At 46.4% G+C, this 25,439-nt stretch carries 21 protein-coding genes; 18 read left to right on the top strand and 3 right to left on the bottom strand.

All coding sequences use genetic code 11. The features are described 5' to 3' along the window. Positions 1-62: 62 nt before the first annotated feature. Positions 63-674 (bottom strand): TVP38/TMEM64 family protein, encoded by a 612-nt coding sequence (locus tag AC3ITG_RS21730; RefSeq protein WP_489251331.1) that lies wholly within the window; start codon positions 672-674, stop codon positions 63-65. Positions 675-874: 200 nt separating this feature from the next. On the opposite strand from AC3ITG_RS21730, the gene AC3ITG_RS21725 reads away from it, so the two are divergent. Continuing rightward, positions 875-1,813, top strand: coding sequence for a Gfo/Idh/MocA family protein (locus tag AC3ITG_RS21725; protein ID WP_489251330.1), 939 nt, complete (start codon positions 875-877; stop codon positions 1,811-1,813). Between the two features lie 83 nt (positions 1,814-1,896). Beyond that, positions 1,897-2,211 carry a hypothetical protein gene (locus AC3ITG_RS21720; protein ID WP_379441304.1) on the top strand — a complete coding sequence of 105 codons (315 nt, stop codon included), beginning with the start codon at positions 1,897-1,899 and terminating at the stop codon, positions 2,209-2,211. Positions 2,212-2,252: 41 nt separating this feature from the next. Here AC3ITG_RS21720 and AC3ITG_RS21715 read toward each other — a convergent pair whose 3' ends face one another. Beyond that, positions 2,253-3,071 carry an AraC family transcriptional regulator gene (locus AC3ITG_RS21715; RefSeq protein WP_489251329.1) on the bottom strand — a complete coding sequence of 273 codons (819 nt, stop codon included), beginning with the start codon at positions 3,069-3,071 and terminating at the stop codon, positions 2,253-2,255. 188 nt (positions 3,072-3,259) lie between these two features. Between AC3ITG_RS21715 and AC3ITG_RS21710 the strand changes: the two genes are divergently transcribed. From AC3ITG_RS21710 to AC3ITG_RS21675, 8 genes are all read left to right on the top strand, one after another. Further along, entirely contained in the window at positions 3,260-4,372 is a 1,113-nt protein-coding gene (locus tag AC3ITG_RS21710; protein ID WP_489251328.1) for a Gfo/Idh/MocA family protein, read from the top strand. Between the two features lie 27 nt (positions 4,373-4,399). Further along, positions 4,400-5,164, top strand: coding sequence for a sugar phosphate isomerase/epimerase family protein (locus AC3ITG_RS21705; protein WP_413372446.1), 765 nt, complete (start codon positions 4,400-4,402; stop codon positions 5,162-5,164). Next, positions 5,157-6,239 (top strand): Gfo/Idh/MocA family protein, encoded by a 1,083-nt coding sequence (locus AC3ITG_RS21700; RefSeq protein WP_489251327.1) that lies wholly within the window; start codon positions 5,157-5,159, stop codon positions 6,237-6,239. The genes AC3ITG_RS21705 and AC3ITG_RS21700 overlap by 8 nt, the downstream gene beginning before the upstream one ends. Positions 6,240-6,419: 180 nt before the next feature. Continuing rightward, a complete protein-coding gene (locus AC3ITG_RS21695; RefSeq protein WP_024631039.1) occupies positions 6,420-7,388 on the top strand; it encodes a sugar phosphate isomerase/epimerase family protein in 969 nt (322 codons plus the stop codon). Positions 7,389-7,412: 24 nt separating this feature from the next. Next, complete coding sequence (locus tag AC3ITG_RS21690) at positions 7,413-8,141, top strand: ThuA domain-containing protein (protein ID WP_091001546.1); 729 nt, start codon at positions 7,413-7,415, stop codon at positions 8,139-8,141. A 319-nt stretch (positions 8,142-8,460) separates the two neighbouring features. Then, positions 8,461-8,757: a winged helix-turn-helix transcriptional regulator gene (locus AC3ITG_RS21685; protein WP_148661829.1), complete on the top strand. Its 297-nt coding sequence runs from the start codon at positions 8,461-8,463 to the stop codon at positions 8,755-8,757. Positions 8,758-8,924: 167 nt separating this feature from the next. Beyond that, the gene (locus AC3ITG_RS21680; protein ID WP_489251326.1) at positions 8,925-9,656 is read left to right on the top strand and encodes a hypothetical protein; all 732 of its coding nucleotides are present in this window, start codon (positions 8,925-8,927) and stop codon (positions 9,654-9,656) included. 197 nt (positions 9,657-9,853) lie between these two features. Further along, positions 9,854-10,567: a hypothetical protein gene (locus tag AC3ITG_RS21675; RefSeq protein ID WP_063565665.1), complete on the top strand. Its 714-nt coding sequence runs from the start codon at positions 9,854-9,856 to the stop codon at positions 10,565-10,567. Between the two features lie 80 nt (positions 10,568-10,647). Here AC3ITG_RS21675 and AC3ITG_RS21670 read toward each other — a convergent pair whose 3' ends face one another. Beyond that, a complete protein-coding gene (locus AC3ITG_RS21670) occupies positions 10,648-11,364 on the bottom strand; it encodes a Crp/Fnr family transcriptional regulator (protein WP_076291848.1) in 717 nt (238 codons plus the stop codon). Between the two features lie 430 nt (positions 11,365-11,794). On the opposite strand from AC3ITG_RS21670, the gene adhE reads away from it, so the two are divergent. From adhE to AC3ITG_RS21630, 8 genes are all read left to right on the top strand, one after another. Continuing rightward, the gene (gene adhE / locus AC3ITG_RS21665; protein ID WP_489251325.1) at positions 11,795-14,407 is read left to right on the top strand and encodes a bifunctional acetaldehyde-CoA/alcohol dehydrogenase; all 2,613 of its coding nucleotides are present in this window, start codon (positions 11,795-11,797) and stop codon (positions 14,405-14,407) included. A gap of 772 nt (positions 14,408-15,179) precedes the next feature. Beyond that, positions 15,180-17,438 carry a formate C-acetyltransferase gene (gene pflB / locus AC3ITG_RS21660; protein WP_489251324.1) on the top strand — a complete coding sequence of 753 codons (2,259 nt, stop codon included), beginning with the start codon at positions 15,180-15,182 and terminating at the stop codon, positions 17,436-17,438. A 90-nt stretch (positions 17,439-17,528) separates the two neighbouring features. Then, on the top strand, positions 17,529-18,278 hold the full coding sequence (gene pflA, locus AC3ITG_RS21655) for a pyruvate formate-lyase-activating protein (protein WP_489251323.1): 750 nt from the start codon (positions 17,529-17,531) through the stop codon (positions 18,276-18,278). Between the two features lie 413 nt (positions 18,279-18,691). After that, positions 18,692-20,056: an extracellular solute-binding protein gene (locus AC3ITG_RS21650; protein WP_489251322.1), complete on the top strand. Its 1,365-nt coding sequence runs from the start codon at positions 18,692-18,694 to the stop codon at positions 20,054-20,056. A gap of 163 nt (positions 20,057-20,219) precedes the next feature. Continuing rightward, positions 20,220-21,104, top strand: a complete 885-nt coding sequence (locus AC3ITG_RS21645; RefSeq protein WP_489251321.1) for a carbohydrate ABC transporter permease — start codon at positions 20,220-20,222, stop codon at positions 21,102-21,104. Continuing rightward, complete coding sequence (locus AC3ITG_RS21640) at positions 21,104-21,934, top strand: carbohydrate ABC transporter permease (RefSeq protein ID WP_413372438.1); 831 nt, start codon at positions 21,104-21,106, stop codon at positions 21,932-21,934. The genes AC3ITG_RS21645 and AC3ITG_RS21640 overlap by 1 nt, the downstream gene beginning before the upstream one ends. A 31-nt stretch (positions 21,935-21,965) precedes the next feature. Beyond that, positions 21,966-23,807 (top strand): cache domain-containing sensor histidine kinase, encoded by a 1,842-nt coding sequence (locus AC3ITG_RS21635; RefSeq protein WP_489251320.1) that lies wholly within the window; start codon positions 21,966-21,968, stop codon positions 23,805-23,807. Next, positions 23,804-25,438 (top strand): response regulator, encoded by a 1,635-nt coding sequence (locus tag AC3ITG_RS21630; RefSeq protein ID WP_489251319.1) that lies wholly within the window; start codon positions 23,804-23,806, stop codon positions 25,436-25,438. Before AC3ITG_RS21635 ends, AC3ITG_RS21630 begins: the two co-directional genes overlap by 4 nt. The last annotated feature ends 1 nt before the right edge of the window (position 25,439 follow it).

The raw sequence follows: 25,439 nt of genomic DNA, 5'->3' as shown, positions 1-25,439 counted from the left end.
GGCAAGCCAACCAAGCAGGATCGTAAAGAGGATGAGTCTGAAATGTTTCTGACTGTTCCGACTTAGACTTTTTTACGAGAGCGTAAGCGAAACAAGAGCAATATTATCGTCATGAACACCAGATAACCGGCAAGGATTAGCAGGCTCACCCAGATTGATGTTTCTGCTTGTGCACCCGCATAGGCAAAAACAAAAATCGCAGGCAGTTTGCCAATCGCCGTCGCAACCATGAAGATCCAGAATGGGGTGTAGGTAATGCCCGCATAGATATTAACCGCCATTTGGGGAACGATGGGCAGCAGTCGCATAGACACGATACCCATGAAGGGATGAGCCTCCATCCATGTTGTAAACCGATTCAAACCCCGAATGCGTTCGAGATAGGATCTGGCCTGATTTCGGAATATCGTTCTTGCTCCGGTGTATACCAGCAGTGCAGCAATCGTGGTCCCAAGCCAGCATATCCAGGCTGCTGTTGCGGTACCGTAACTATAGCCAAAGGCAATAATGACGATTTTGTACGGAATTACGGGTATAAGAGCAAACAACGTCGCCATAGCGAGTAGAATTGGAATGGACTGATGCAGATCGGTCCAGGCCAGTAGTTCATATCTGTAAATAAACGTGACTCCGGCAAGTAAAACATATAAGAGGAGCCATACCCATTTTCGCAAAATCCCAAACGCTCCTTTCAGACCAGGAAGGTCTTACTGTATCCCAATCCGTATTGCTTTCTCTCTAAAGTTTACCACGTTCAACCAAAGGATGGACAATTCGTGCCGGTTCTAGCTGCAATCACTGGCATGTTGCTGTCTGAAGGGTTACACTATAGGACGTAGAAATATAGAACTCATCTGAAGGTGGAATGATCATAATGGAAACAACCAAGCGAACCCGTGCTGCGATCATCGGACTCGGGGATATTGCACGTAAAGTATATTTGCCGCTGTTGACTGCCCACTCGAACGTGGAAATTGCGGGGATTATGAACCGTTCTCCCGAGCCGGTCAAGGAAATACAGCATACCTATAGATTAAACAATGGAACAACGGATATGAAAGAATTGTTGTCCTGGGATCTGGATGCGGTGTTTGTACATACAGCGACAGAAGCTCATTTTGACATTGTTATGCAATGTTTGGAGCGCGGGCTGGCAGTATACGTGGACAAACCTCTGTCCTATACGTTGCGGGAGTCGGAGGAAATGACCGCTTTTGCGGAAGCACAGGGTCTTCTTTTGGCGGTAGGTTTTAACCGGAGATTTGCACCGTTGTATCAAAACGCGAAGGAATGGATGCAGGCGGGACAAGGATTTGAATCGCTGACAGTTACTAAGCATCGGACTGGTATTCAGGATCGTCCTGCTGCGGAAACCATCTATGATGATCTGATTCATATTCTTGACCTGATGTTATGGTATTCGGATCACAATGTGCAGTTGCTCCATCAATGGATACGTAAAAATGACTTGGACCGACTGTTGCATGCGGCTGGATCAGCCAAGCTGGGCAGAACGGCATTTGGCAGATTCGATATGGTACGCCAAGCAGGAGCGGATTTGGAGAAGCTTGAGCTGTATGGCGGAGGAAGATCGGTAGAAGTGCTGAACATGGAAATAGCGAAGTATGAGGAACGCGGTGCACAGGAACGCAAGGAAACCTTTGGCAGCTGGGAAAGTATTTTGACCCGAAGAGGATTCACGGGAGCGATTGATCAATTTTTGGGAAATCTTGAAACCCCGGATGACTGTGCCATAAGTGCAAGTCACGTCATGGACAGTCATGACCTGGCCGAACAGCTTATTCGCGGTTAATCTTGCAGAAGGTCGTGCGGGAGTGTAAATGAAGCCTTCCGCACCAATGATTCATTAAACGATATTGGAGGAAGAATAATACCATGGATGAATATGAAAAAGAACGGAACAAACAAATTGAGGAAGCTGTAATTGAGACGTATAAACAGGAAGAGGAAATGATGATTCTGGTATTTGCCCAGTGGTGTGTCAATCATGGACTGGATCCGGAAGAGATGTACCGGCAAGCCTACCCGGAACAACTGAGCAATGAGCGTTTGCAGCAGGTGCTGAAGCTAGTTGTATCCAAGGAGGAAGCCGGTGACATTCCTGACGACACTGTATTGGGTGTGCTATCCATGTTTGGTAATGAAGACCTGGCTATGGTTGTATCCGAGGCGATTGCCGCGCGCAAATAGGTTTCGGTTACGAATAATACGTATACGTATTAATGAAGCGATTACATCTGTTCCCGGTGAATGACGCGGAATTCTTTGGGCGACATGCCGAACCGGGAGCGGAATACCCGGTGGAAATACGTATAATTGTTAAAGCCGGAAGATTCGGCTACATGTTCAAGTGTCATTGGACTGAAAATGATCCGTTCCCTGGCCATGTTCAGTCGTACATCCAGTGTATATTGCATAATACTTTTACCGAACGCTTCTTTGAAGAGATGAACTCCCCGTGAGACACTGATTCCAATATGGGTAGCTATATCTTCAAGCTTGAATAGAGAAGAAGCGTTCTCCTCGATGTAACTTTTAATCTCATATGCCACATAGTTGGTATTGGTATTCGTCGGATGCTCCGAGAGCATACGATCCACTTCAAGACAAAGAATTCGCATATAATAACTGGCGATTTCAGGGTAAGGATTGGAAATACGGCGCTGCTCCAGTACGAGCTGTCGAAACAGGGTAAGCAGGCTTTCGGTCAGCTGCACCTTGATCCGGTTCGGCCTCTTGTGATGTTTCCACCACTCATCCACCCAGTCCCCATTGAAGAAAATATGGTAATCACCACTCTCCACTAGTCGTTCGCCCATCGGATTTTGCTCTTTGTCTATTCTCAGTTCATATGGCTCATCCGGACTAAACAGAAGCAGATCACCCGCATCAACAAGCGACATGGTGCCGTCTACACGGGCTCGGCAACGTCCGTCCGTCTGGAGCCTCATCAGGTAATTCTTTACTCCCTCAGGATGCAAGCCTATATAAGGTTTGCGATGAAACGAGAAGCCTGCTGTAAGAACCTGGCAGGAATAATCAGTCGGCATTGGCATACTCCTTGCAATTTGAAAATTATGACCAGATAGTTCATGTTTCGATCATATTATTCATTTTAATTGAAGCCGAAACGGAATACCATAGTATTAAATTCAAGTGCAACAATTAAGCGCAAAACCTTCAATTACAAATATGCAAGTTACAGGTTCTCACCACTCATAAGGAGATGAACACCACTGTGGAGAAAATGAAAGCGGGCATTATTGGTTGCGGTAACATTAGCGCCATTTATCTGGAAAATTTCAAGGATAATCCTCTCATTGAAGTGGTGGCTGTTGCGGATTTGATCCGTGAACGGGCACAAGAACGAGCTGATGAATTCAATATCGCAAACGTTTACAATGTAGATGAGTTGCTGCAAGATAACGAGATTGAGCTTGTGCTAAACCTCACGGTTCCTGGCAGTCATGCCATGACTGATCTGGCTGTGCTTGAAGCAGGCAAACATGTGTATGCCGAGAAACCACTGGCAATCTCTCTTGAGGATGGTCGCAAGGTAATTGAACTGGCTGAGGAAAAAGGGTTGTATGTCGGTTCAGCACCGGATACCTTCCTTGGATCGGGCATTCAGACTGCGCGCAAGGCCATTGAAGAAGGACAGATCGGCAAGCCGATTGCAGCAACTTCATTCTTCATGGGTGGAGGGCCGGAGGCTTGGCATCCGAATCCGGAGTTCTTTTATGTCGCTGGTGGCGGACCGATGTTCGATATGGGCCCTTACTATTTGACAGCTCTGATTACCCTCCTTGGACCGATTCGCAGAATTAGTTCCTCAGCAGGTGTACAGATCACAGATCGCGTTATTGGTTCCGGACCGAAGGAAGGTACACCTCTTGAGGTACAGACACCAACACATCTGGCAGGAACGATTGATTTTGAGGAAGGTGCCATTGCAACAATGATCACCAGCTTCGATATCCGGGGCGCTTCGGATTTGCCACGAATTGAAATTTACGGTACCGAAGGCACATTGAGTATACCGGACCCGAACTTTTTTAATGGGGAAGTGAAGCTGCGCAGATTCGGTCAGGACACATGGGAGACTGTGACGCCTGCTTTTGAAAGCAGACAGAACGAGCGTGGAATCGGCGTTACCGAAATGGTTGAATCCATTCGAGCCGGACGCGAACACAAGGCCAGCGGTAAGCTCGCCTACCATGTGCTTGAAGCTATGCATGCGTTCCAGCGCTCCTCGCTTGAGGGCAAACACATCCAGCTGGAGAGCACTTATCAAGCAGGAGCAGAAAACAATACAGATGAAAATCAGTCAGAGGCTGTACAGTCACACTAATTGATTTCGGATGAGGTGAACCGGTAAATGTTGAAGGTTGGATTACAGCTATATACGGTACGTGATGAACTGGAGCGCGATTTCAAAGGTACACTCGCCAAGGTTGCAGAGCTTGGATATCAAGGCGTAGAGTTCCACAACTTTTACGGGCATAGCCCGGAAGAAGTAAGGGCCATTCTGGATGAATTCGGTCTGGAGATCGTGGGTACCCATGTTCAGTACAATAGTCTGCTTGAGGATCTCGATGGCGTGATCGCTTATCACAAAGCCATCGGAAACAAAAACCTGATTGTCCCTTATCTGTCGGAAGAACAACGGCAATGGGATAACGTATTTGCTTCCCTGAATGAGATTGGTGAGAAATGTGCAGCGCAGGACATGGTGTTAATGTATCACAATCATGATTTTGAATTTACAGAGCAGGTTGAGGGTCAGCCGGCGTTATACGCGATGTATGATACCGTAACCGCTTCCCACCTGCAAGTGGAGCTGGATTCGTGTTGGGCTCACGCCGCAGGATACCCGCCAACTGAAGTCATCGCGAAGTATGCGGGACGTCTGCCACTGGTCCACTGGAAAGACATGCGTCGTTCAGAAGGTCAAGTCCTGACAGTGGAATTTGGCCAAGGCGAGGTAGATCTGGGGGCTGTAGCTACAGCGTCAGATCAGGCGGGAGCCGAGTGGCTTGTTGTGGAACAGGATGTATGTCAGAATCCTCCACTGCAAAGCATCGAGAGCAGTATGAACTGGATTAGAAAATATGCCGCTAATGGAGGACTTGTTCATGTCTAAAGTACTTAATATCGCCATCGTAGGTTGTGGCGGAATCGCCAAAGGTAAACATATGCCCAGCCTGTCCAAACAATCTCAGGGCCGTATGGTCGCTTTCTGTGACATTGTGAAAGAACGTGCGGAGGAGGCAGCAGCCGAATTCGGTGCTGAGGGAGCCAAAGTATATACGGATTATCACGAGATGCTGAAGGATGAGAGCATTGATGTGGTGCACGTGTGTACACCAAACGACTCCCATTCCGTGATTACAGTCGCTTCTCTTGAGGCGGGCAAACATGTAATGTGTGAAAAGCCAATGGCGAAGACGTCTGCACAAGCGCAGGCTATGCTGGAAGCCGCACAACGTACAGGCAAAAAGTTGTCCATTGCGTATCAGAACCGATTCCGCAATGACAGCCAATACCTGAAACAAATGTGTGAAGAAGGCGAGCTGGGCGATATTTATTTCGGTAAGGCGATTGCACTTCGCCGCCGTGCTGTACCTACCTGGGGGGTGTTCCTTGATGAGGAAAAGCAGGGCGGAGGACCGTTGATTGATATCGGTACGCATGCATTGGACCTGACTCTTTGGCTGATGGATAATTACAAGCCGAAGAGTGTAATGGGCTCAACTTTCCACAAGCTGGGTCAACGTGAGAATGCGGCCAATGCTTTTGGTCCGTGGGACCCGGAACAATTCAAGGTAGAGGATTCCGCATTCGGCTTTGTGACGATGGAGAATGGGGCTACAATTATCATCGAGTCCAGCTGGGCGCTAAATGTAGCTGAGTTCGGCGAAGCGAAATCACTGCTTTGCGGAACAGAAGGTGGCGCGGATATGCAGGATGGTCTGCGTATCAATGGAGAGAAACGCAGCCGTCTGTTTGAAACTAAGGTAGATCTGGACGCAGGCGGGGTTGCTTTTTATTCCGGTAGTGCAGAAAATGAAGCGGATCGTGAAGCTAGAATGTGGCTTGAAGCGATCATAGAAGACAAAGATCCAGTTGTAAAACCTGAACAAGCCATCGTGGTTACTCAGATCCTTGAAGCGATCTACGAGTCTGCTCAGACAGGCAAAGCGGTTTATTTCGACTAAACCGACCGGATGTCATTTTCAATGAAATAACCAGTATTCTTACGTTTATTTTCAGGATAGAAAAGCTCTTGATTTTCCACAATAATGATACAATCATGTGATCTGAACGGTATATTTATGCAGTTCATGGTTCATAAAACCAGCAATTAATATGATATTTAATCTAGGGAGGAATCGCACTTGAAACTCGGCGTATTTTTGGTACTATTCGGAGGACGTAAATTGGAGGATGCACTCGACTATGTTGCATCCAAAGGCTTGAAAGCAGTAGAAATCGGAACTGGTGGACATCCAGGGAATGCTCATTGTAAACCGGATGAGCTTCTGAGTAATCCGACAGCATTGAAAAACTTCAAAAATGCAGTAGAATCCCGTGGTCTGACTATCAGCGCATTGAGCTGCCACGGTAACCCGCTCCATCCACAAAAGGATATTGCGAAAGGATTCCACGATGATTTTGTTAAGACGGTAGAACTGGCTGAGAAACTGGAAGTGCCTGTTGTAAACACATTCTCCGGTTGTCCAGGAGACCATGAGGATGCCAAATATCCAAACTGGCCTGTTGCACCATGGCCAAATGACTTCCAAGAAGTTCTTAAATGGCAATGGGACAACAAAGTTATCCCTTACTGGACAGAGTGGGGCAAGTTCGCTGCAGATCACAATGTGAAAGTGGGACTGGAGCTGCACGGTGGATTCTCGGTGCATACACCAGCTACCTTGCTGAGACTGCGTGAAGCAGCAGGCGAAGTGATTGGCGCCAACCTTGACCCAAGCCACATGTGGTGGCAAGGTATTGATCCGGTACAAGCGATCCACATTTTGGGACGTGAAGGCGCGATTCATCACTTCCATGCGAAAGATACAACTATTGATCCAATTAACGTGAACAAATATGGTGTAACAGATATGCAGGATTATACAAACATGCTTGATCGTGCTTGGCAATTCCGCTCGGTCGGTTATGGTCACGATAACAAGACTTGGGCTGATATTATTAGCGCTCTGCGTCTGGTTGGATATGATTATGTCGTAAGTATTGAACACGAAGATGGTCTGATGTCGGTAGAAGAAGGATTCTCTAAAGCTGTGCAAAATCTCCAACAAGTATTGATTGAAGAGCCGCTGGGAGATATGTGGTGGGTTTAGAGTTACACTAGGGGGAAATTGAATATGATTAACGTCACCATTTGGAATGAATTTGTCCATGAGAAAATTCACGATGAAGTAAAAGAAGTCTACCCAGACGGTTTGCACATGGCGTTGGCAAACGGACTGGGAGGCGAAGGCTTTGCCATTCGCACTGCAACACTGGATCAGCCTGAGCATGGATTAAGTGATGAGGTGCTGAATTCTACAGATGTGCTTATATGGTGGGGACATATGGCGCATGATCGCGTGAGCGACGAGATTTCACAGAAGGTTGCACAGCGGGTCCTGGATGGTATGGGGTTGATTGTGCTGCACTCCGGTCACTTCTCCAAGCCATTCAAAGCGCTGATGGGCACAAGTTGTGATCTGAAATGGCGTGAAGCTAATGAGCAGGAGATTATCTGGTGTGTGAATCCATCCCATCCGATTGCCGAGGGCATCAATAGCAAGATTATTCTGGAAAAAGAAGAAATGTACGGGGAATTCTTCGATATTCCAGTGCCGGATGAGCTGGTGTTTGTAAGCAACTTCCAAGGCGGAGAGGTATTCCGGAGCGGATGTACGTTCCTCCGCGGTTCAGGCAAAATCTTCTATTTCCGTCCAGGTCATGAAACATACCCGACCTTCTACAATCCGGAAATTTTAAAAGTGATCAGCAATGGAGTGAAGTGGGCATATCCTACGCGCAACGTTAAGCCGGAATTTGGCTTCAGCGAACCTGTAAGATCACTTGGTAACGTGCTGGTTTAAGCTGCAAATTGGCTGTGTGAACGCATAAAATAAGCGATATACCAGAGAACCCTTCTCCAAGTCAAGTATGACTGTGGCAGATGGGTTCTTTTTGGGTAAGATAGCTACATGGGAGTTAGACGATATTTTCCCATGGTTCCGTTGTCCCATGTGATGTATACTGAGTTGTATCATCGAAGTTGAGTTATGCCTCTAAAATTTTAACTTTTTAGCGGCAGACGTTTTCTTTGAGACTTAAATATGTTATTATGAAATATACTAACTAAACGTAAGTTGGATCTCTAAAGAGGTGATTAATGTGGAAGGCCAAGATCTGCGGATGTGTCCGCGCTTTGAGACGGCGTTTTCTTTTCTGGGTAAGCGCTGGAACGGTCTGATTATTCAAACGTTGATGAGTGGTTCGAAGCGATTCAAGGATATCTCGAACCTGATTCCATCGATGAGTGATAAGATGTTGTCAGAACGGATGAAAGATCTGGAAAGCGAAGGAATTCTGATCCGTCATGTCTATCCGGAGACGCCAGTTCGTATTGAATATGAACTGACAGAGAAAGGCAAGGCGCTACAGCCCGTTATGAATCAAATTCAAGACTGGGCAGAGCAGTGGGTTGAGTAGTAACAGCTTCCCCGGCTCAAACTAAGTGAACTGATGGGATAAAGGCTCTTGATTTCCAGTGGAAATCAGGAGTTTTTGTCTTAAGGGTCCTGCACATGTTGTCGCGAGTTGTAGTATAATTGTAAATAAAATGGCCGCAGGCGGCCGGAGCGAGGAGGCCACTTGTCATGAGAGAAGAAAGCTTATCCCGTGAAGTACGCTACGGCAAGCAAGATATTGCAGAACTTGAGAGCGCATCCATCCAGGTACATTTAATCTACAAAAAAGCTGCGGAGCTATTTAAACGAACCTCATATTCCCCGTCGGTTAAGGATGATGTTGCAGGAGGGAAGACTCATTCCACGAATAGCAATGGTCAGGTAATGGCTCCGGCGGTACTGCAAAAATGGATTCAGACAGCAAGAGGCTGGAAATGTATTGGATGTGAACTGAGACAACCCGATTCCATCGGGGTTCAGGCCGAAGCCAACTTTCATGAAGAACGAGTGTATCTGGATGTGGGCGAAGGGCGTTTTGTTCAAGCGGAGATGCTGATTCAGGCGATTGTATGGTCACAATATGAGAAGATCCGCATGTTCGCGCCTTGGCTGGGTGATGACACCTTCTACACTGTACAAGAGCTGGATGTGATTGCGCGTTATATTGTACCTACCTATTTCTCTGAACGGCCGCTGCACGAGCAGGGCAAGGTATCCAAGGTACACCATTCATCTGGTCAAATTCCGCTCTACCAGGAATATGTGGATGCACCTTCGTTCTGTGTACAGGTGGACGGTGGATTACTTGAAGGGCGTTTGCTGACAGGCGTTTATGTGTCGGAGGAACAGTTCTTTGGGCTCAACCCGTATCTGAAGGATGGAGACGGAGGCCGTACCTACATGCAGGCTTGTGTTCAGTAACCATGCTACTTAATAGACCTTAATGATAATTAGGAGCCAAAGGGCCTGCTTGCAGGCTCTTTGTGTTGTACAAACCAGTTATGGACGCTGCTGGATGAAAAGTAACGGCATTGACACTTTTTTTGCATGAATTTTGTGCCATAATAGAGGTTATGGACAACAGGGTGAATGATTTTACGCAGGGTGGTGTTACCTACATGAAGAAGAGAATCCCCGGTTACATAGGTATATGTCTGCTTATTCTGGTTATATTAGCCGGGTGTAGCGAGACACAGCCTTCCGAACAGCCAATCGTCAAAGAGACCGAATCGCAGAATACTATTACTGTGGCAGTGGATGGCAGTACTTTTTTGCCTGACGCAACGAAGTCCATTAAGAGAGATTTTAGTGAAGGTCTGACGCTCAAGAAAGCACTATTGAACAGTGGACTTGTCGATTTTACAGCAGATGGCAAGCGGATCCAATCCGTGGGGGAAGTTTCTCTGGACTCCTCACTTAGCTGGGCGGTCAAACTGAATGGCAAGGATATTGACCCGGAAAATTGGGACATGGAGCTTCATGTCAAAGATGAAGTGATCATATATGTAAAAGCCGCTGACAGTGGGGGAGACGATGTTGTTTACCAAACAACATTACTCAAGGTGAGCGGTGGAAATATTATGCCAAATCTCAATCGTCAATATGCCGGGGTGTATGTACAGGAATGTACTGTGCGTGATGTATTGAAGTCCAGTGGGATTGTAAGAATGTCGGAGAACAACAAATTCGTTGTTTCCGTTGAAAATGTAATTCCCCGGATGAACCAACGCTGGATGATCATGGTGAATGACAAGGAACTGATGGAAAACGGTTTGGACATGAAGTTGAATCCACGTGATGCAGTAAAGCTCGAGTTGACTACTGTATCTTAAGTATAATAAAAGCCCAATCTTCATTACAGAAGATGGGCTTTTTCATTTGCATTTTAAGTGATTACAAGACTGGGAAAGCGTCAGATTCGGCAAATCTCGTTAGGACACAATTCGCAGTGGCAGATGCCCTGCAGCATGTGCAGATCCTTGATGACAATCATGCCGTTATCGTATTCAATGGCGTCTTTTTTACGCAGATCGCTTAACATTCGGTTGACACTTTCACGGGTCGCTCCAATCATATTGGACAGATCCGTGTGTGTTATTTTTTTATGAATCATAACATGCTCTCCATGAGGCTCGCCATAGGAATTGGACAATCGAATTAGCGTGGAGCAGAGTGCGCCTGGTTTGCCATATAACATCAGATCACGGAATTTGGTCTGGGTCAAACGGTGATGGATACCCATCCATTTCATAAAGTCGATCGCAAAGTCACAATGTTGGCAGATCAGCATCTCCAGGTCTTTATGCTCCAGTACACCGATTTCACTATCCTCAAGCACTTCCGCCGAAAAGCTGTGTTTCGATCCGAAGAACGGATCAGCCTGCCCAATCATATCACCGGATTGATACATGTACATGATCAGTTCCTTGCCTTCATCCGTGGATTTGGTGATCTGGGCACGGCCTCGTTTCATATAATAAAGTTTGTCTGAGACATCTCCTTCCCAATACAGATGGGTTCCCTCCGGATAGGTTCTGTCCTTCATCGTTACGAGCAGATGGTTGAAATTCGCTTCCGAGAAACAGTTGGTATTTCCGCGTTTTTCCAGTACACTCAGTTGTTCTCTCATAAGTCTATCTCCCCTTTGTGTCCATCGGACGGCCTTCTGCAGCTTGGACTGGCCCCCGTGGTTCGCCGCAAACCGTTGCCGTCCTGATCAGGGTCATCTCTCGGCCGGGAAGGACGGTACAAATTGCGGTGGTTCAATTTTTAAGTTCAGTATATACCTTATCTTGCCGTTTGAGGGGCGTGGAAAGGGGGCAAAAATGACGAAATTTCAAACATTGTGATTAAATTCACTTTCGAAAGGAGAGGATGAATTTTACAGCCCTACAGTTTAAATAGGAAGTGTAAATGGCTAAGTGAGTGACACTAAAAAACTTAAATTAAATTTGTTATACTTTGTGAAAAAAATCACATAATTAACTCTTTCCCCATGGTACGATGTGAATGTAAAGAAGAGAGACAAACCAATACGAACCTTTAGGAGGATGAGGGAGATGGCTGTAAAGAACGAAGTCGCCCCAGTAAAAGAACCGACAGCAGGTCAGTATATTCAAACGTTAATTGACAAAGCGAATAAAGCACATGCAGCATTCATGTCCATGGATCAGAAACAGATTGACCGCATCGTGCAAGCGATGGCGCTGGCAGGTCTGGACAAACATATGATGCTCGCCAAGATGGCCGTAGAAGAAACAGGCCGGGGTGTGTATGAGGATAAAATCACCAAAAATATATTTGCAACAGAATATGTATATCATAGCATCAAATATGATAAAACAGTAGGTGTTATTGAAGATAATGAGTACGAAAGCTTCCAGAAAATTGCGGAGCCTGTCGGTATCATCATGGGGATTACCCCAGTAACGAATCCGACTTCCACCACAATGTTCAAAGCATTAATTTCCATCAAAACGCGTAACCCAATCATCTTCGGTTTCCACCCATCTGCACAGAACTGTAGCCGGGAAGCTGCCAAAATCCTGCTTGATGCTGCAGTGAAGCATGGTGCTCCAGCGGATTGTATCCAGTGGATTGATGATCCTTCCATGGATCGCACGAACGCACTGATGAATCATAACGATGTGGCGCTCATTCTGGCAACAGGCGGATCAGGCATGGTGCGGGCCGCTTACAGCTGTGGTAAACCGGCACTGGGCGTAGGGCCAGGGAACGTACCTTGCTTTATTGAGAAAAGTGCAGATATCAACCAAGCGGTAACGGATCTGATTTTGTCCAAATCGTTCGATAACGGCATGATTTGTGCTTCCGAGCAAGCAGTCATCATCGAAGAACCGATCTTCGATCAAGTGAAAAAGAAAATGATCGCGAACGGCTGTTACTTCGTCAACAAGGATGAGGCAGCCAAACTAACCGCAGGTGCGATTAATGCTGAGAAATGTGCAGTAAACCCGGCAATTGTTGGTCAATCAGCAGTCAGCATTGCGCAAATGTGCGGTATCGAGGTCCCTGCTAACACCAAAATTCTCGTAGCCGAGATTGAAGGGGTAGGTACAAAATTCCCGTTGTCGGCTGAAAAACTAAGCCCGGTACTGGCTTGTTACAAAGTGAAAACGGCAGCTGAAGGGATTGAGCGTGCAGCAGAAGTGGTTGCTTTTGGCGGCATGGGTCACTCCTCTGTTATTCATTCGACGAACGAAGAAGTCATTGGAAAATTCGCAGATCGCCTGCAAACCGGACGGATTATCGTGAATTCGCCATCCACACACGGCGCCATCGGTGACATCTACAACACCAACATGCCGTCACTGACATTGGGCTGCGGATCGTATGGACGTAACTCGACTTCTTCCAACGTAACCGCTGTAAACTTAATCAACGTGAAAAGGGTGGCTCGCCGTACCGTGAATATGCAGTGGTTCAAAGTGCCGAACAAAGTCTATTTCGAAAAAGGTGCAACACAGTATCTTGCCAAAATGCCGGACATCACACGCGTAGCCATTATTACAGATGCGATGATGGTCAAACTCGGTTATGTGGAAAAAGTAGAGCACTATCTGCGTCAACGCCAAATGCCGGTAGCCATTGAAGTGTTCTCTGATGTAGAACCCGATCCGTCCACAACAACGGTAGACCGCGGTACGGAAATGATGCGCCGCTTCCAGCCAGACTGCATTATTGCACTCGGCGGGGGATCACCGATGGATGCTGCCAAAGCGATGTGGCTGTTCTATGAATATCCTGACACGGATTTCAATGACTTGAAACAAAAATTCATGGATATCCGCAAACGGATCTACAAATATCCACGTCTCGGCGTGAAAGCGAAATTCGTAGCGATCCCGACAACCTCGGGCACAGGTTCGGAAGTAACATCGTTCGCAGTTATTACAGATAAAAATCAAGGCAATACGAAATATCCACTGGCAGACTACGAGTTAACACCAGACGTGGCGATCGTCGACCCTGAGTTTGTATACACGCTGCCTAAAACAGCTGTCGCAGACACAGGTATGGACGTACTGACGCATGCGATCGAAGCGTATGTATCCGTTATGGCGAATGATTACACGGATGGTCTGGCGATCAAAGCGATTCAACTGGTATTCCAATACCTCGAGCAATCTGCGCTGCAAGGTGACAAATTGGCTCGTGAGAAAATGCATAATGCTTCGACGATTGCCGGTATGGCTTTTGCCAACGCATTCCTGGGCATTAACCACAGCTTGGCACACAAATGGGGCGGTCAGTACCATACAGCACACGGACGTACCAATGCGATCCTGATGCCGCACGTCATTCGCTACAATGCGAAAAAACCGACCAAATTTGCATCGTTCCCGAAATATTCGCACTTTGTTGCAGATGAGCGTTATGCCGAAATTGCCCGCATTCTGGGATTGCCTGCACGTACGACAGAAGAAGGGGTTACCAGCCTCATCAATGCCATTCGCAAACTGAACAAAACATTGGGTATTGAAGAGTCGTTCCAGGAAATCGGATTCGACGCCAAAGACTTTGAGGCACATGTGGATTATCTGGCAGACCGCGCATTCGAGGACCAATGTACAACAGCCAATCCAAAACTGCCGCTGGTGACTGAGCTGGCAGATGTGTATCGCAATGCATTCTACGGCAAGTTTGAATAACAACTAAAGCAACAGCAGGATTTAGGCAGATATAGTCAGGGTTCCCCGTGAGGGGAGCCCCGATTGCCGTCTTTCCTGTAAAAAAGGTATAACGTAATCTTTGAAGTTGTCTTTTCTAAAAGAGGTTACACGGAATCCGTGATGTTACTTTTTGAACCAGGTATTCACACCATAACGAAGAGGGAAGAAAAAAACTGAAGAAGCGAAGTGTTCTCTTTCAAGCACGATTTCAACCTTCTATGCTATATAGTTTGAATCATAAATGTACACGATAAGGGAGAGGAGAGAAAAAACCTGAAGAAGCGATAGCGCTCGCCTTTATCCCCGGATTTTCCCTTTTTAAAAGGGAATCAAAAAAATCTGGGGGTAACAGCGATCGGAAGGTTGTTCTATCCTTGGAGTGGCCAGTGTACATATCCTTTCGTTCAAATTATATTGTTCAATTGGGGAAATCGGGTTTGAACATTGATCGGAAGTTGTTCTGTCCGCGCAGTGGCTAAATGTGAATAGTTATAAGGTTCACTTTGACACAGCACAGGTGAAGTGAGGATGGTCACAAACTTTGTGATAAAAATCACAGATGATGAAAGAACGAAGACGTATACTGAAAATGTAAGAAAAACATTCATCCGCGGTTCCGGTTCCCAAGTAGAGAGAACATGTTCCGGCTTACATGTGAAATTTATCACATTAATCGCGGCTCTGGGCACAGATGAGACGAGTGAAGCATCCTGTCATGTGTCCGGAAATCCAAATTTGTGGAGGGATTACTATGTCGGTGATCGAAAAAGATGTCAAACAACAAACAGGTTGGAGAAACTTTACCAAAGGAACATGGACGAAATCCGTAGATGTGAATGATTTTCTAGTACGCAACTTATCACCTTACTATGGCGACGAAGCATTTCTTGCAGGTGCAACTCAGAATACGAAAGAATTATGGGATATCGTATCCGATCTGACAAAAAAAGAGCGCGATAACGGCGGGGTACTCGATGTTGACGTAAACACGCCAGCAACGATTGTTTCTCACCAACCAGGTTATCTGGATAAATCCAAAGAACAGATTGTTGGTGTTCAAACGGATGCTCCATTCAAACGTTCCATTCAGCCATTCGGTGGAATTCGCATGATGATTGATGCTTGTGAAGCTTATGGTTTTGAAATGCCTCAAGGCGTCATTGATATATTTACGAACATCCGTAAAACACATAACCAGGGCGTATTTGATGCTTACACATCTGAAATGCGTGCAGCACGTAAAGCAGGGATTATTACCGGTCTGCCTGATGCTTACGGCCGTGGCCGGATCATCGGTGACTATCGCCGGGTAGCTCTGTATGGCGTGGACTTCCTGATTCGGAATAAAAAAGGTGAACTGAATGCACTTGAAGTCGATGTGATTGATGAAGATGTCATTCGCCTGCGTGAAGAACTGTCCGAGCAGATTCGTGCATTGCAAGAATTGAAACAACTGGGCGAAATGCACGGTTTCGATATTTCCTTGCCAGCCACAACCGCAAAAGAAGCGTTCCAATGGCTCTACTTCGGTTACCTGGCTGCGATCAAAGAGCAAAATGGTGCAGCAATGTCGCTTGGACGTGTTTCTTCTTTCCTTGATATTTACATTGAACGTGACTTGCAAGAAGGCTTGCTAACTGAAGAACAGGCTCAAGAACTGGTTGACCATTTTGTTATGAAACTGCGGATCGTCAAATTCCTGCGTACGCCGGATTATAATGAATTGTTCAGTGGAGACCCAACATGGGTAACTGAATCCATCGGGGGCATGTCCGTAAATGGAGAAACCCGTGTTACGAAAAATAGCTTCCGTTTCCTGCACACTCTAAACAACCTTGGCCCTGCACCTGAGCCGAACCTGACTGTACTCTGGTCCACCAAGCTTCCGAAAGGTTTCAAACAATACTGTACGAAAGTATCCATCGAAACGAGCTCCATCCAGTATGAAAATGATGATCTGATGCGTCCGATCTACGGAGACGATTATGGTATTGCTTGCTGCGTATCTGCGATGAAGATCGGGAAACAAATGCAGTTCTTCGGCGCTCGTGCGAACCTGGCAAAAGCATTGCTGTATGCAATCAACGGCGGTCGTGATGAGAAATCGGGAGCACAAGTTGGACCGGAGTATCCGGCGATCACAAGCGAAGTGCTGGAGTACAATGAAGTTATGAAACGTTTCAAACCGATGATGGAATGGCTCGCCAAACTGTATATGAACTCACTCAACGTCATTCACTACATGCATGACAAATACAGCTATGAGCGTATTGAAATGGCCCTGCATGACCGTGACATCGTACGTACGATGGCTTGTGGTATTGCTGGTCTCTCGGTTGCAGCAGATTCTCTGAGCGCAATCAAGTATGCGAAAGTCAAACCGATCCGCAACGAACAAGGCATCGCAATTGATTTTGAAATTGAAGGCGACTTCCCTTGTTACGGTAACAATGAAGACAGTGTCGATAGCATTGCAGTTGAACTGGTGGAGAGCTTCATGGGCATGATTCGCAAACACAAAGCGTATCGTAATGCGATCCCAACACAGTCTGTACTGACGATCACATCGAACGTAGTGTATGGCAAAAAAACAGGTACAACACCGGATGGCCGTAAAGCAGGCGAACCGTTTGCACCAGGAGCGAACCCAATGCATGGTCGGGACAAAAAAGGTGCACTGGCATCCCTTGGCTCAGTAGCCAAACTGCCATATGAACACAGCCTTGACGGGATCTCTAACACATTCTCCATCGTGCCTAAAGCACTGGGAAAAGAGTCAGACACACGTAAATCAAATCTGGTTGCCATGATGGACGGTTATTTTGGTCAAGGGGCACACCATCTGAACGTGAACGTATTTGATCGCCAGCAGTTGATTGACGCGATGGATCACCCGGAAAACTATCCGCAGCTGACAGTACGGGTATCCGGTTACGCGGTTAACTTCATCAAACTGACACGTGAGCAACAACTCGATGTCATTAACCGGACCTTCCACGGTTCGATGTAACTCGGGCTTAGCTCAACAGTTCATAGGAGATAGGAGTAGAACCTCCATATTAAACGCACAGCGGATGCGATACAGGAAGGAAGAGGCAGCATGGTTAATGGACATATTCACTCACTCGAAACTTTCGGGACGGTTGACGGCCCAGGCATCCGCTTCGTGCTTTTTATGCAGGGATGTCTGCTCAAATGCCAGTATTGTCACAATCCGGATACATGGGCACTGGATGGTGGCAGGGAAATGAGCGTGGAGGAGGTACTGGCTGAAATTGAGCCGTACTTGTCCTACTACCGCAGTTCCGGCGGAGGACTTACGGTATCCGGCGGGGAGCCAACATTACAGGCTCATTTTGTAGCCGAAGTTTTCAAAGAAGCGAAACGCCGCTGGGGATTGCATACTACGCTGGACAGCAACGGTTTCAATGAACCGGATCGAATTCATGATTTGTTAGATAACACAGACCTGGTTTTGTTGGATCTGAAGCACATCAATGATGAGAAACATATCAAGCTGACAGGCAAATCCAACGAGAGAACATTGCGCACCGCACAATGGTTATCGGACAATGGACGAAAAATGTGGATTCGCCACGTATATGTGCCAGGGATTCACAATGAGGAAGAAGACTTGCTTAATCTGGGGCGGTTTATTGGAACGCTAAATGGAGTCGAGAAGTTCGAAATCCTGCCTTATCATCAGATGGGTATTTACAAATGGCAGGCGCTGGGGAAAGCCTATCCGCTTGAAGGTGTTCCTTCTCCGAGTGATGAGGAAGTAGAACGAGCGTATCGTTTGATTGAACAAGGTCGTACGGAAACAGCGGGCATGACTTGCTCCAAATAAGTAACAACAGTTATGTACATGACCCAAATAAATTGAACTAACTATTTACACGAGAACGTAGAGGACAGAAATAAGCTGGAGAAGCGGAGCGTTCGCCTTTATCCCCAGATTTTCACCTTTGTAAAAGTGAATCAAAAAAATCGGGGGATAACAGCGATCGGAAGGTTGTTCTGTCATCGGAGTGGCAAGTGTAAATATTCTTTAGTTCAACTTATTTCCAACCAAGCAGTCTTTGCGAACATGTTTCGCAGGGGCTGTTTTTTTGCTGTTATCAATTGTAAATGCAAGATTATTTGTCCAGTGAAGGATTTTATCCCTCTATTGATGAATTGTCATCCTTACGATGTAAGCTACAACTTTTTATAATCAGAGTGTAAAGCCAAATGCTCAATATCTTGAGGGGGGTCATACGAATGAAAAAAGGAATGACATTACTGCTTTCATTATTGCTTATCGCATCATGGACATTGGCAGGTTGTTCGAGCTCAACTAACGAACCACAACAGGGAGCAGGCAATACGCCTGCGGAGCCAAGCAAGGAACCGGTTGAGATGCTTCTCCGTCACACTCAGGTGGGTGCCGACAAACAAAAAAGGCTGGCCATTCTGCAGGACGTTGTGGCCAAAGTGGAGAGCGAAGTACCTAACCTGACCTTTACACTGGACGGAGTTGAATCCGATGTAAACCGTAAGGAGAAGCTTCGTGGTGAGATGGCAGCAGGCAATCCGCCGGATATCTTCGAATTGTTCGGTAGTCCGGACTCCAAAGTATATGCCAAGGAAGGCATGTTGTTAGATCTCACGCCAATCTTGCAAGAGCTGGGCATCCAGGACCAATTTTCATCACTTGAACCATTCACCTATGAAGGTAAAGTGTACGGACTGCCTATTGGCGGATCGGGTGAAGGATTCTTCTACAATAAAGAGTACTTTACGCAAAAAGGTTGGAAAGCGCCTTCAACAATGGCTGAGCTGGATAATATGCTCGCTGAGATCAAGGCTGATGGCAAGGTGCCACTTGCTTCTGCTTCCAAAGCAGGCTGGGTTCCACTCATGTTAACGAACCATCTGTGGTCCCGTTACGCTGGACCTGATATTACGGCGAAGTTTGCTACAGGCGAAGCCAAGTGGACTGATCCAGGCGTTGTCGCAGGATTCGCGAAGCATAAGGAATGGGTGGATAAAGGTTACTTCAAAAAAGGCGAACTTGGTTATGAATATGCTGAATATACGACTCAATTTACGAGCGGTGAAGCGATTCTGATGTATGACGGAACGTGGAAATCGTCTGTATTCAAGGAAGGACAGAGCGGGGAGTCGCTCATTGGCAAAGTTGGTTTCTTCAATATGCCTCCGGTAGAGAACGGTGTAGGAGATCAGACAGCCCTGATGCGTGACGTCAATAATGGATACGGTTTCTCTGCAGCGGCTGCGGATGACCCGCAGAAACTGGCGGCTGTTAAAGCCTTTATCAAAAACTTCTACAACGAAGATATGCAAGTACGTGGGCTCGTAGAAGACGGTGTGTTACCAGCGATGAAACTGGATGAAAAAGTGCTGACTGACAGCATCACCGACGATTTGATGAAAGAAATCGTAGCTGTTCTGAATGCATCGCAGACTTCGTTCCCGGCATTTGATGCACTCGTTCAAGCTGATGTTACGACAGAGATCGGCAACCTGCAAATTCAGAAGCTGGTTGGTGGACAGACGACACCAGAGAAAATGGCCGAAGAATTGCAAAAGGTTCAGGAAGAGGCTAATGCTTCAGTAGAATAACGATCTTTCAAGCAAAGAAGAGTACCTGCTAACACCATGCTGGTTTACCCCGGTTGGAACACTGCCGGGGTAAAACCCTTGGTCCTATCTAAAGAATTACACTGCTAAGGAATCTGCTCTATATATGAGCATAAGAAGTTGAAGTCACTGAAGGAGGTAGATCATGAATACTTCACTCCGCAGCCCGCTGATCTATACGTTGTTTGTGTTGCCGGCACTGACCTTGTTTATCATGTTTTTCCTGTATCCCATCGGCAGTTCACTCTATTACAGTCTGACCAGTTGGAACGGTGTATCCGCAGAGCCGCGTTTTGTGGGACTGTCCAATTATGCTAAGGCATTGACAGATGAACGTTTTTGGATTTCTACTCGCAATAACGGTTTCTTTATCGCATTTTCTGTTTTGATCCAGGTACCTCTCATTGTGCTGTTTTCCCTGCTCATTGCGAACGTAAAGAAATTGAAGGGATTGTACAAAACAGCCGTCTTTTTGCCGTCCATTATGTCAACGGCCGTCATCGGTATTCTGTGGGGATTCATCTACGAGCCTAACATCGGCCTGTTGAATCAGTTACTTGAAACCGTAGGTATTTCGCCGGTCTATTGGCTGTCCGATAATCGATTCGCAATGATATCCATTCTCGTAACCAATGCTTGGCAGTGGACCGGATTCTATATTGTCATGGTTTTGGCGGCCATTCTGGCTATTCCCAAGGATCTGGATGAAGCGGCAGCCATTGATGGAGCAACAGCCGTACAAAGAGCATTCAAAATTACATTGCCACTAATCAGACCTATCATTTCCGTCGTCATCATGTTGTCCATTGCCGGTGCGATGAAGGCAGCAGATATTGTTCTGGTTATGACCAAAGGTGGACCCGCAGGCTCTACCGAAGTGCTTGCCACGTATATGATCAAATATGCGATTACCAATTTTAAATACGGTTATGGCAATACGATTGCGGTTCTGATCTTTGCTCTGACGCTTGTGCTCACCGCGGTATATCAGTTGCTGGTGGCGAGACGCAACGAAAGGGTGGAATATTGATGGCAAAGAACATAAAAGGCAGTATACCTCATGTTTTGTTGATGTTGTATCTACTTGCGATTCTGTTTCCCTTTTTATTCGTAATCTTTTCTTCATTTAAGCAGGATAACAACGAGATTGCACTGAATCCGTTCGGTCTGCCTTCCACTTGGGTGTTTAATAACTACGTGGAGGCCTGGGTAAATGCCAAGATTGGAACGTATTTCTGGAATAGTATGTACATTTCGGTCTTGTCCTCAGTCGGAACCATTGTGCTTGGTGCCATGTTTGCCTTTGCTATAACACGGATGAGACACCGCAAATGGAGCATGTTGCTGTACAGTCTCATTCTGGCGGGAATGCTGATTCCAAACAATGCGCTCATGCTGCCGATTTATTTACTCGTCCGCAAGCTTGGCATTTTGGATACTCATTTGGCGCTGATCATTCCTTATGTTGCGAATGCAATTCCGTTCACGATTATTATTTTGGCTGCTTTTATGCGGTCGCTCCCTGGAGAAATTGAGGAAGCCGCGGTTATGGATGGGTTGAGGGCTCCGGGTATCTTTGCTAGAATAGTGATACCCCTTACAGTTCCAGCCATTGTTACGGTGTTTATCGTAAATTTCCTCGGTAACTGGAACGAATTTTTACTCGCCAATTATTTCTTATCCACCGATAAACTGCGTACACTGCCTGTCGGCATGGTCCAGTTTCGTGATCAGTATCAAATGAATTATGCCCAGATGTCAGCAGGCATTGTATACAGTGTTGTACCGGTTGTTGTGATCTACGCCATATTGCAGGAGAAAATTATTGAAGGCGTAACAGCAGGTAGTGTTAAAGGTTAATTAACGATGCGTTATATAGGGAGAACGGGAAATGAACTTGCGGATGAAGCTGGCCATGGCATTTCTGTTGCTCATCATTGTACCGATGTGCACGCTTGGAATCGGCATGTTCTTGGTCACATCACATACGATTGAGAAAAAATACAACCAGCAGTCTGAATATGCACTTCAGGCGATTAGCTATAATATCGAGAATGTCTTTCAGCAGATCAACAATGTCACGGACAACGGCATTGCCACATCGGTATTCCAGATGGCTTTGAACGCCAAAGATCCGAGCAAACAGGATCTTGGAATCGGTAATCAATTGTCGCTGAATGCCAGCCAGCGTAATTTCCGTTCCCTTTTATACAACTACCCGTTCATCAGTTATGCCTTCTTGTATGATTTGCGTCCGCGTTCGTCTCAGGATAACCAGATTGTTTCTATATTTACGAAAGAAAATTTTCAAGCGCTTCCTTTTCAACAATTTAAAGTTCATCCAATATTCAAAGAAATCAAGGAACTCAACGGCGTGCCCAAATGGCTGGCTCCTCTAGAATATCCTGAACTGACGGGGGGAGAGCCTGTCTTTACTCAGATTCGGTTAGTTAAGGAACTCAGTTATTTTCAGAATATTGGGGTCCTTGTCGTTCAGATTAAAAAAGGGGAGATGGACCGCATCTTCCGCCATCTGCAGATAAGTGATCCTGCACAGGATACTTCGTTCCTGCTGATCAATGAAGAGGGTCTGATCGTATACGATCCTTCCGGACGCTACAGCGGAGAGAAGATGGAGAATCTGGGTGTGCGTTCTGGAATTTACGGACCAGGGTTCAGCAGCACCAGAGCAATGTTCGATGGCAGTGAAAGCATCATTTCACAATATCATCTGAAAAACTATAACTGGAGTCTGGTCAGTGTCGCTTCATGGGAAGCGTTATCGGCAGAGACGAATGTGTTCGCAGGCTGGTCGATTATTATCATTCTGCTGTGTCTGCTTGCTGCGATGGTTTTCAATGTGTTCTTCATGAACCGGATTACCGGCAATATCGCGGTACTCGTGCGATTCATGAGGCGTGTAGATGACGGGGATTTTAATGCCCGGGTCGAAGGAAGTGGCTTTGACGAGATGCAATTACTCGCCCAAGGATTCAATGAATTGCTGGATCGGATCGGTGGTCTGTTCCGACGTGTGCGTGCTGAGCAGGAACAGAAGGCTAAGGCAGAACTGCGCGTGCTTCAAGCCCAGATCAAACCTCATTTTCTATTTAATACGCTGGAATCCATTAACGGACTAGCCATGAGGGGAGAAGGGCGTAAAGTAAGTGAAATGGTGACACGTCTTGGCAATATGTTGCGGATCAGTATTCAGGATCAGGAGGAGATTTCGCTCAGTGAGGAGTTAAGGCACTTGCAGAGTTATCTTGAGATCCAGCATTACAGGTTCAGTGATTTGTTCCGGTATGAGATCGACATTCCATCTCATCTGTACAACTCATCCATACTCAAGCTTACCCTCCAACCTCTTGTGGAAAATAGTATTCAGCACGGGTTTGAGGGAATTGAATATCAGGGTGTACTTCGGATCAGTGCATTTGTGGAAAGGAATAACCTGATGCTGCGAGTTGAGGATAATGGGATCGGTATTCCCCAGGAAATGTTGGCTCGATTCGAATACATGGCAGAAGACCCGCCTGAATACATCATGGCTGAGGGAACGAAGCCACTGTCTTCAATGGCAGAGCGTCGAGGGCTGGGTTTAAGAAGTGTTGCAGATCGGATAAGGATTCAATATGGGGCCGGATACGGGGTGTTTATATGTTCATCTCCGGGGCATGGCACTATCATTCAATGTATTATTCCACAATATGAGCAGGGGGAAGATGAATGAATCTAACCGCGTTGCTGGTTGACGATGAGCTGCCGATTTTGGAGAATTTGAGTTTTATTTTGCCATGGGAAGACATGGGCATTGAAATTGTGGGTACGGCTAGAAGTGGGTCAGAAGCACTGGATAAAGTTGCAGAATGCCACCCTGACATCATGTTATGTGATATTCGTATGCCCTCCATGGATGGTCTGGAACTGATTCGAATATTGCGGGAACAAGGTGAAACTTGCGAGATTATTTTGCTGACAGGATATCAGCAGTTCGAGTATGCCCGTACGGCCATTCGTTACAATGTCCATGAATACATATGCAAGCCAATCGATTACCTGGATCTGGAACATAAATTGCGTGGGCTTGCTAGTCAGATTCAGAAGAAACGGTTGGAAGTGGAGGCTGAACGCCACCGCAAATCGGAGATGGAAGTATGGGTAAAGCACAAACATATCATTGACCTGATGCGAAAAGAGGAGGACTCGTTATTTTCTTTTCCTCCTTCTTCCCCGGAACAACATGCATCCTCGTTACGGTATATCCTGCTGCTTATCGATGTTTCGGGGTATTTTAAGCATTCGATTGGATGGTCAGGGGCACGGCACCAAAGCTGGCATGGAATGATCCGTTCTAGGCTTAGGGAGATTACAGACCGGATCTGTGAAGGAACTCTTCTGATTTCGGCCCGTAAGGGAGAATGGTGCATGTTGGTGGAGGCATCAGATGAATGGAGACTGCGGGCAGATGCATTGGCTCAACAGGTTCAGTTGGAATTAGATGCGACATTTGAGCCCGGTTCAGGTATGAAGACAAGGGTCATTCAGGATGTTATGCCTGTGAAACTGGACGATGAGATGGCTGAGCGATACCGGCACTGTCAGCGATTGCTGATCATGAATGATTCTAATCAGCGCAGCGATGAGCTGGGAAAAGATTCTGCTGATCACTTAATAGAGTCATCTAAAGAACCTTCCAGAAGGGCAACGATGTGGATTACAAAAGAGGATTTGGACTTGATCACCCGCTGGATCAGACAGGGAAATAAACAGGGATTGATTGACCTGCTCGTTATGCTCAAACATCGGATGAGCGAGCATAAGAGTGCGCTGGATGGCGTAGCCGAAAACAGCCTGCGTTTTCTGCTTGTACATATGCTTCGTGAATTGCGCGAAGTACATGTCATGGCTGAACAAGACGAAATGCACTTCTGGAGTGCATTGCACTCAGCAACCTCCATCAAGGAATTAATCGAACTGGCGGAGGCACTTGCTTATGTTTGTCATGATAAGAAAAGTGTGCCTCGCCCTTCTGTGTCTGAGCTGATCAGTTCTGCGTGCGAGTATATGAACGCCAGACTGGAATGTGATCTGGGTATTGATGAGGTAGCTGATTGGCTGGGCATCAGTCCGGGTTACTTTTGTCAGCTGTTCAAAAACCAGATGGGCGTAACCTTTGTTGAATATATGACCCATAAGCGGATGGAGAGCGCAGCCTTATTATTAAGTACAACGGAATGGAGTATTACAGCCATTGGAGAAGCGACGGGGTACAAGGAGCGGCGATATTTCTCCAAAGTGTTCCATAAACATTTTCAAATGAAACCATCAGAATTCAGGTCAAACCAAAGAGCAGGTTCATAAT

The organism is Paenibacillus sp. GL_099_B (assembly GCF_057835695.1).
Note: the sequence above shows the minus strand (reverse complement) of the source record. Positions and strands in the feature narration are given on the sequence as shown.

Coding starts and splice junctions, on each gene's coding strand:
- AC3ITG_RS21720 (WP_379441304.1), top strand. CDS start 1,897: ATGGATGAATATGAAAAAGAACGGAACAAACAAATTGAGGAAGCTGTA.
- AC3ITG_RS21630 (WP_489251319.1), top strand. CDS start 23,804: ATGAATCTAACCGCGTTGCTGGTTGACGATGAGCTGCCGATTTTGGAG.
- AC3ITG_RS21635 (WP_489251320.1), top strand. CDS start 21,966: ATGAACTTGCGGATGAAGCTGGCCATGGCATTTCTGTTGCTCATCATT.
- AC3ITG_RS21705 (WP_413372446.1), top strand. CDS start 4,400: ATGTTGAAGGTTGGATTACAGCTATATACGGTACGTGATGAACTGGAG.
- AC3ITG_RS21670 (WP_076291848.1), bottom strand. CDS start 11,364: ATGAGAGAACAACTGAGTGTACTGGAAAAACGCGGAAATACCAACTGT.
- AC3ITG_RS21640 (WP_413372438.1), top strand. CDS start 21,104: ATGGCAAAGAACATAAAAGGCAGTATACCTCATGTTTTGTTGATGTTG.
- AC3ITG_RS21690 (WP_091001546.1), top strand. CDS start 7,413: ATGATTAACGTCACCATTTGGAATGAATTTGTCCATGAGAAAATTCAC.
- adhE (WP_489251325.1), top strand. CDS start 11,795: ATGGCTGTAAAGAACGAAGTCGCCCCAGTAAAAGAACCGACAGCAGGT.
- AC3ITG_RS21675 (WP_063565665.1), top strand. CDS start 9,854: ATGAAGAAGAGAATCCCCGGTTACATAGGTATATGTCTGCTTATTCTG.
- AC3ITG_RS21645 (WP_489251321.1), top strand. CDS start 20,220: ATGAATACTTCACTCCGCAGCCCGCTGATCTATACGTTGTTTGTGTTG.
- AC3ITG_RS21680 (WP_489251326.1), top strand. CDS start 8,925: ATGAGAGAAGAAAGCTTATCCCGTGAAGTACGCTACGGCAAGCAAGAT.
- AC3ITG_RS21725 (WP_489251330.1), top strand. CDS start 875: ATGGAAACAACCAAGCGAACCCGTGCTGCGATCATCGGACTCGGGGAT.
- AC3ITG_RS21650 (WP_489251322.1), top strand. CDS start 18,692: ATGAAAAAAGGAATGACATTACTGCTTTCATTATTGCTTATCGCATCA.
- AC3ITG_RS21700 (WP_489251327.1), top strand. CDS start 5,157: ATGTCTAAAGTACTTAATATCGCCATCGTAGGTTGTGGCGGAATCGCC.
- pflB (WP_489251324.1), top strand. CDS start 15,180: ATGTCGGTGATCGAAAAAGATGTCAAACAACAAACAGGTTGGAGAAAC.
- AC3ITG_RS21685 (WP_148661829.1), top strand. CDS start 8,461: ATGTGTCCGCGCTTTGAGACGGCGTTTTCTTTTCTGGGTAAGCGCTGG.
- AC3ITG_RS21715 (WP_489251329.1), bottom strand. CDS start 3,071: ATGCCGACTGATTATTCCTGCCAGGTTCTTACAGCAGGCTTCTCGTTT.
- pflA (WP_489251323.1), top strand. CDS start 17,529: ATGGTTAATGGACATATTCACTCACTCGAAACTTTCGGGACGGTTGAC.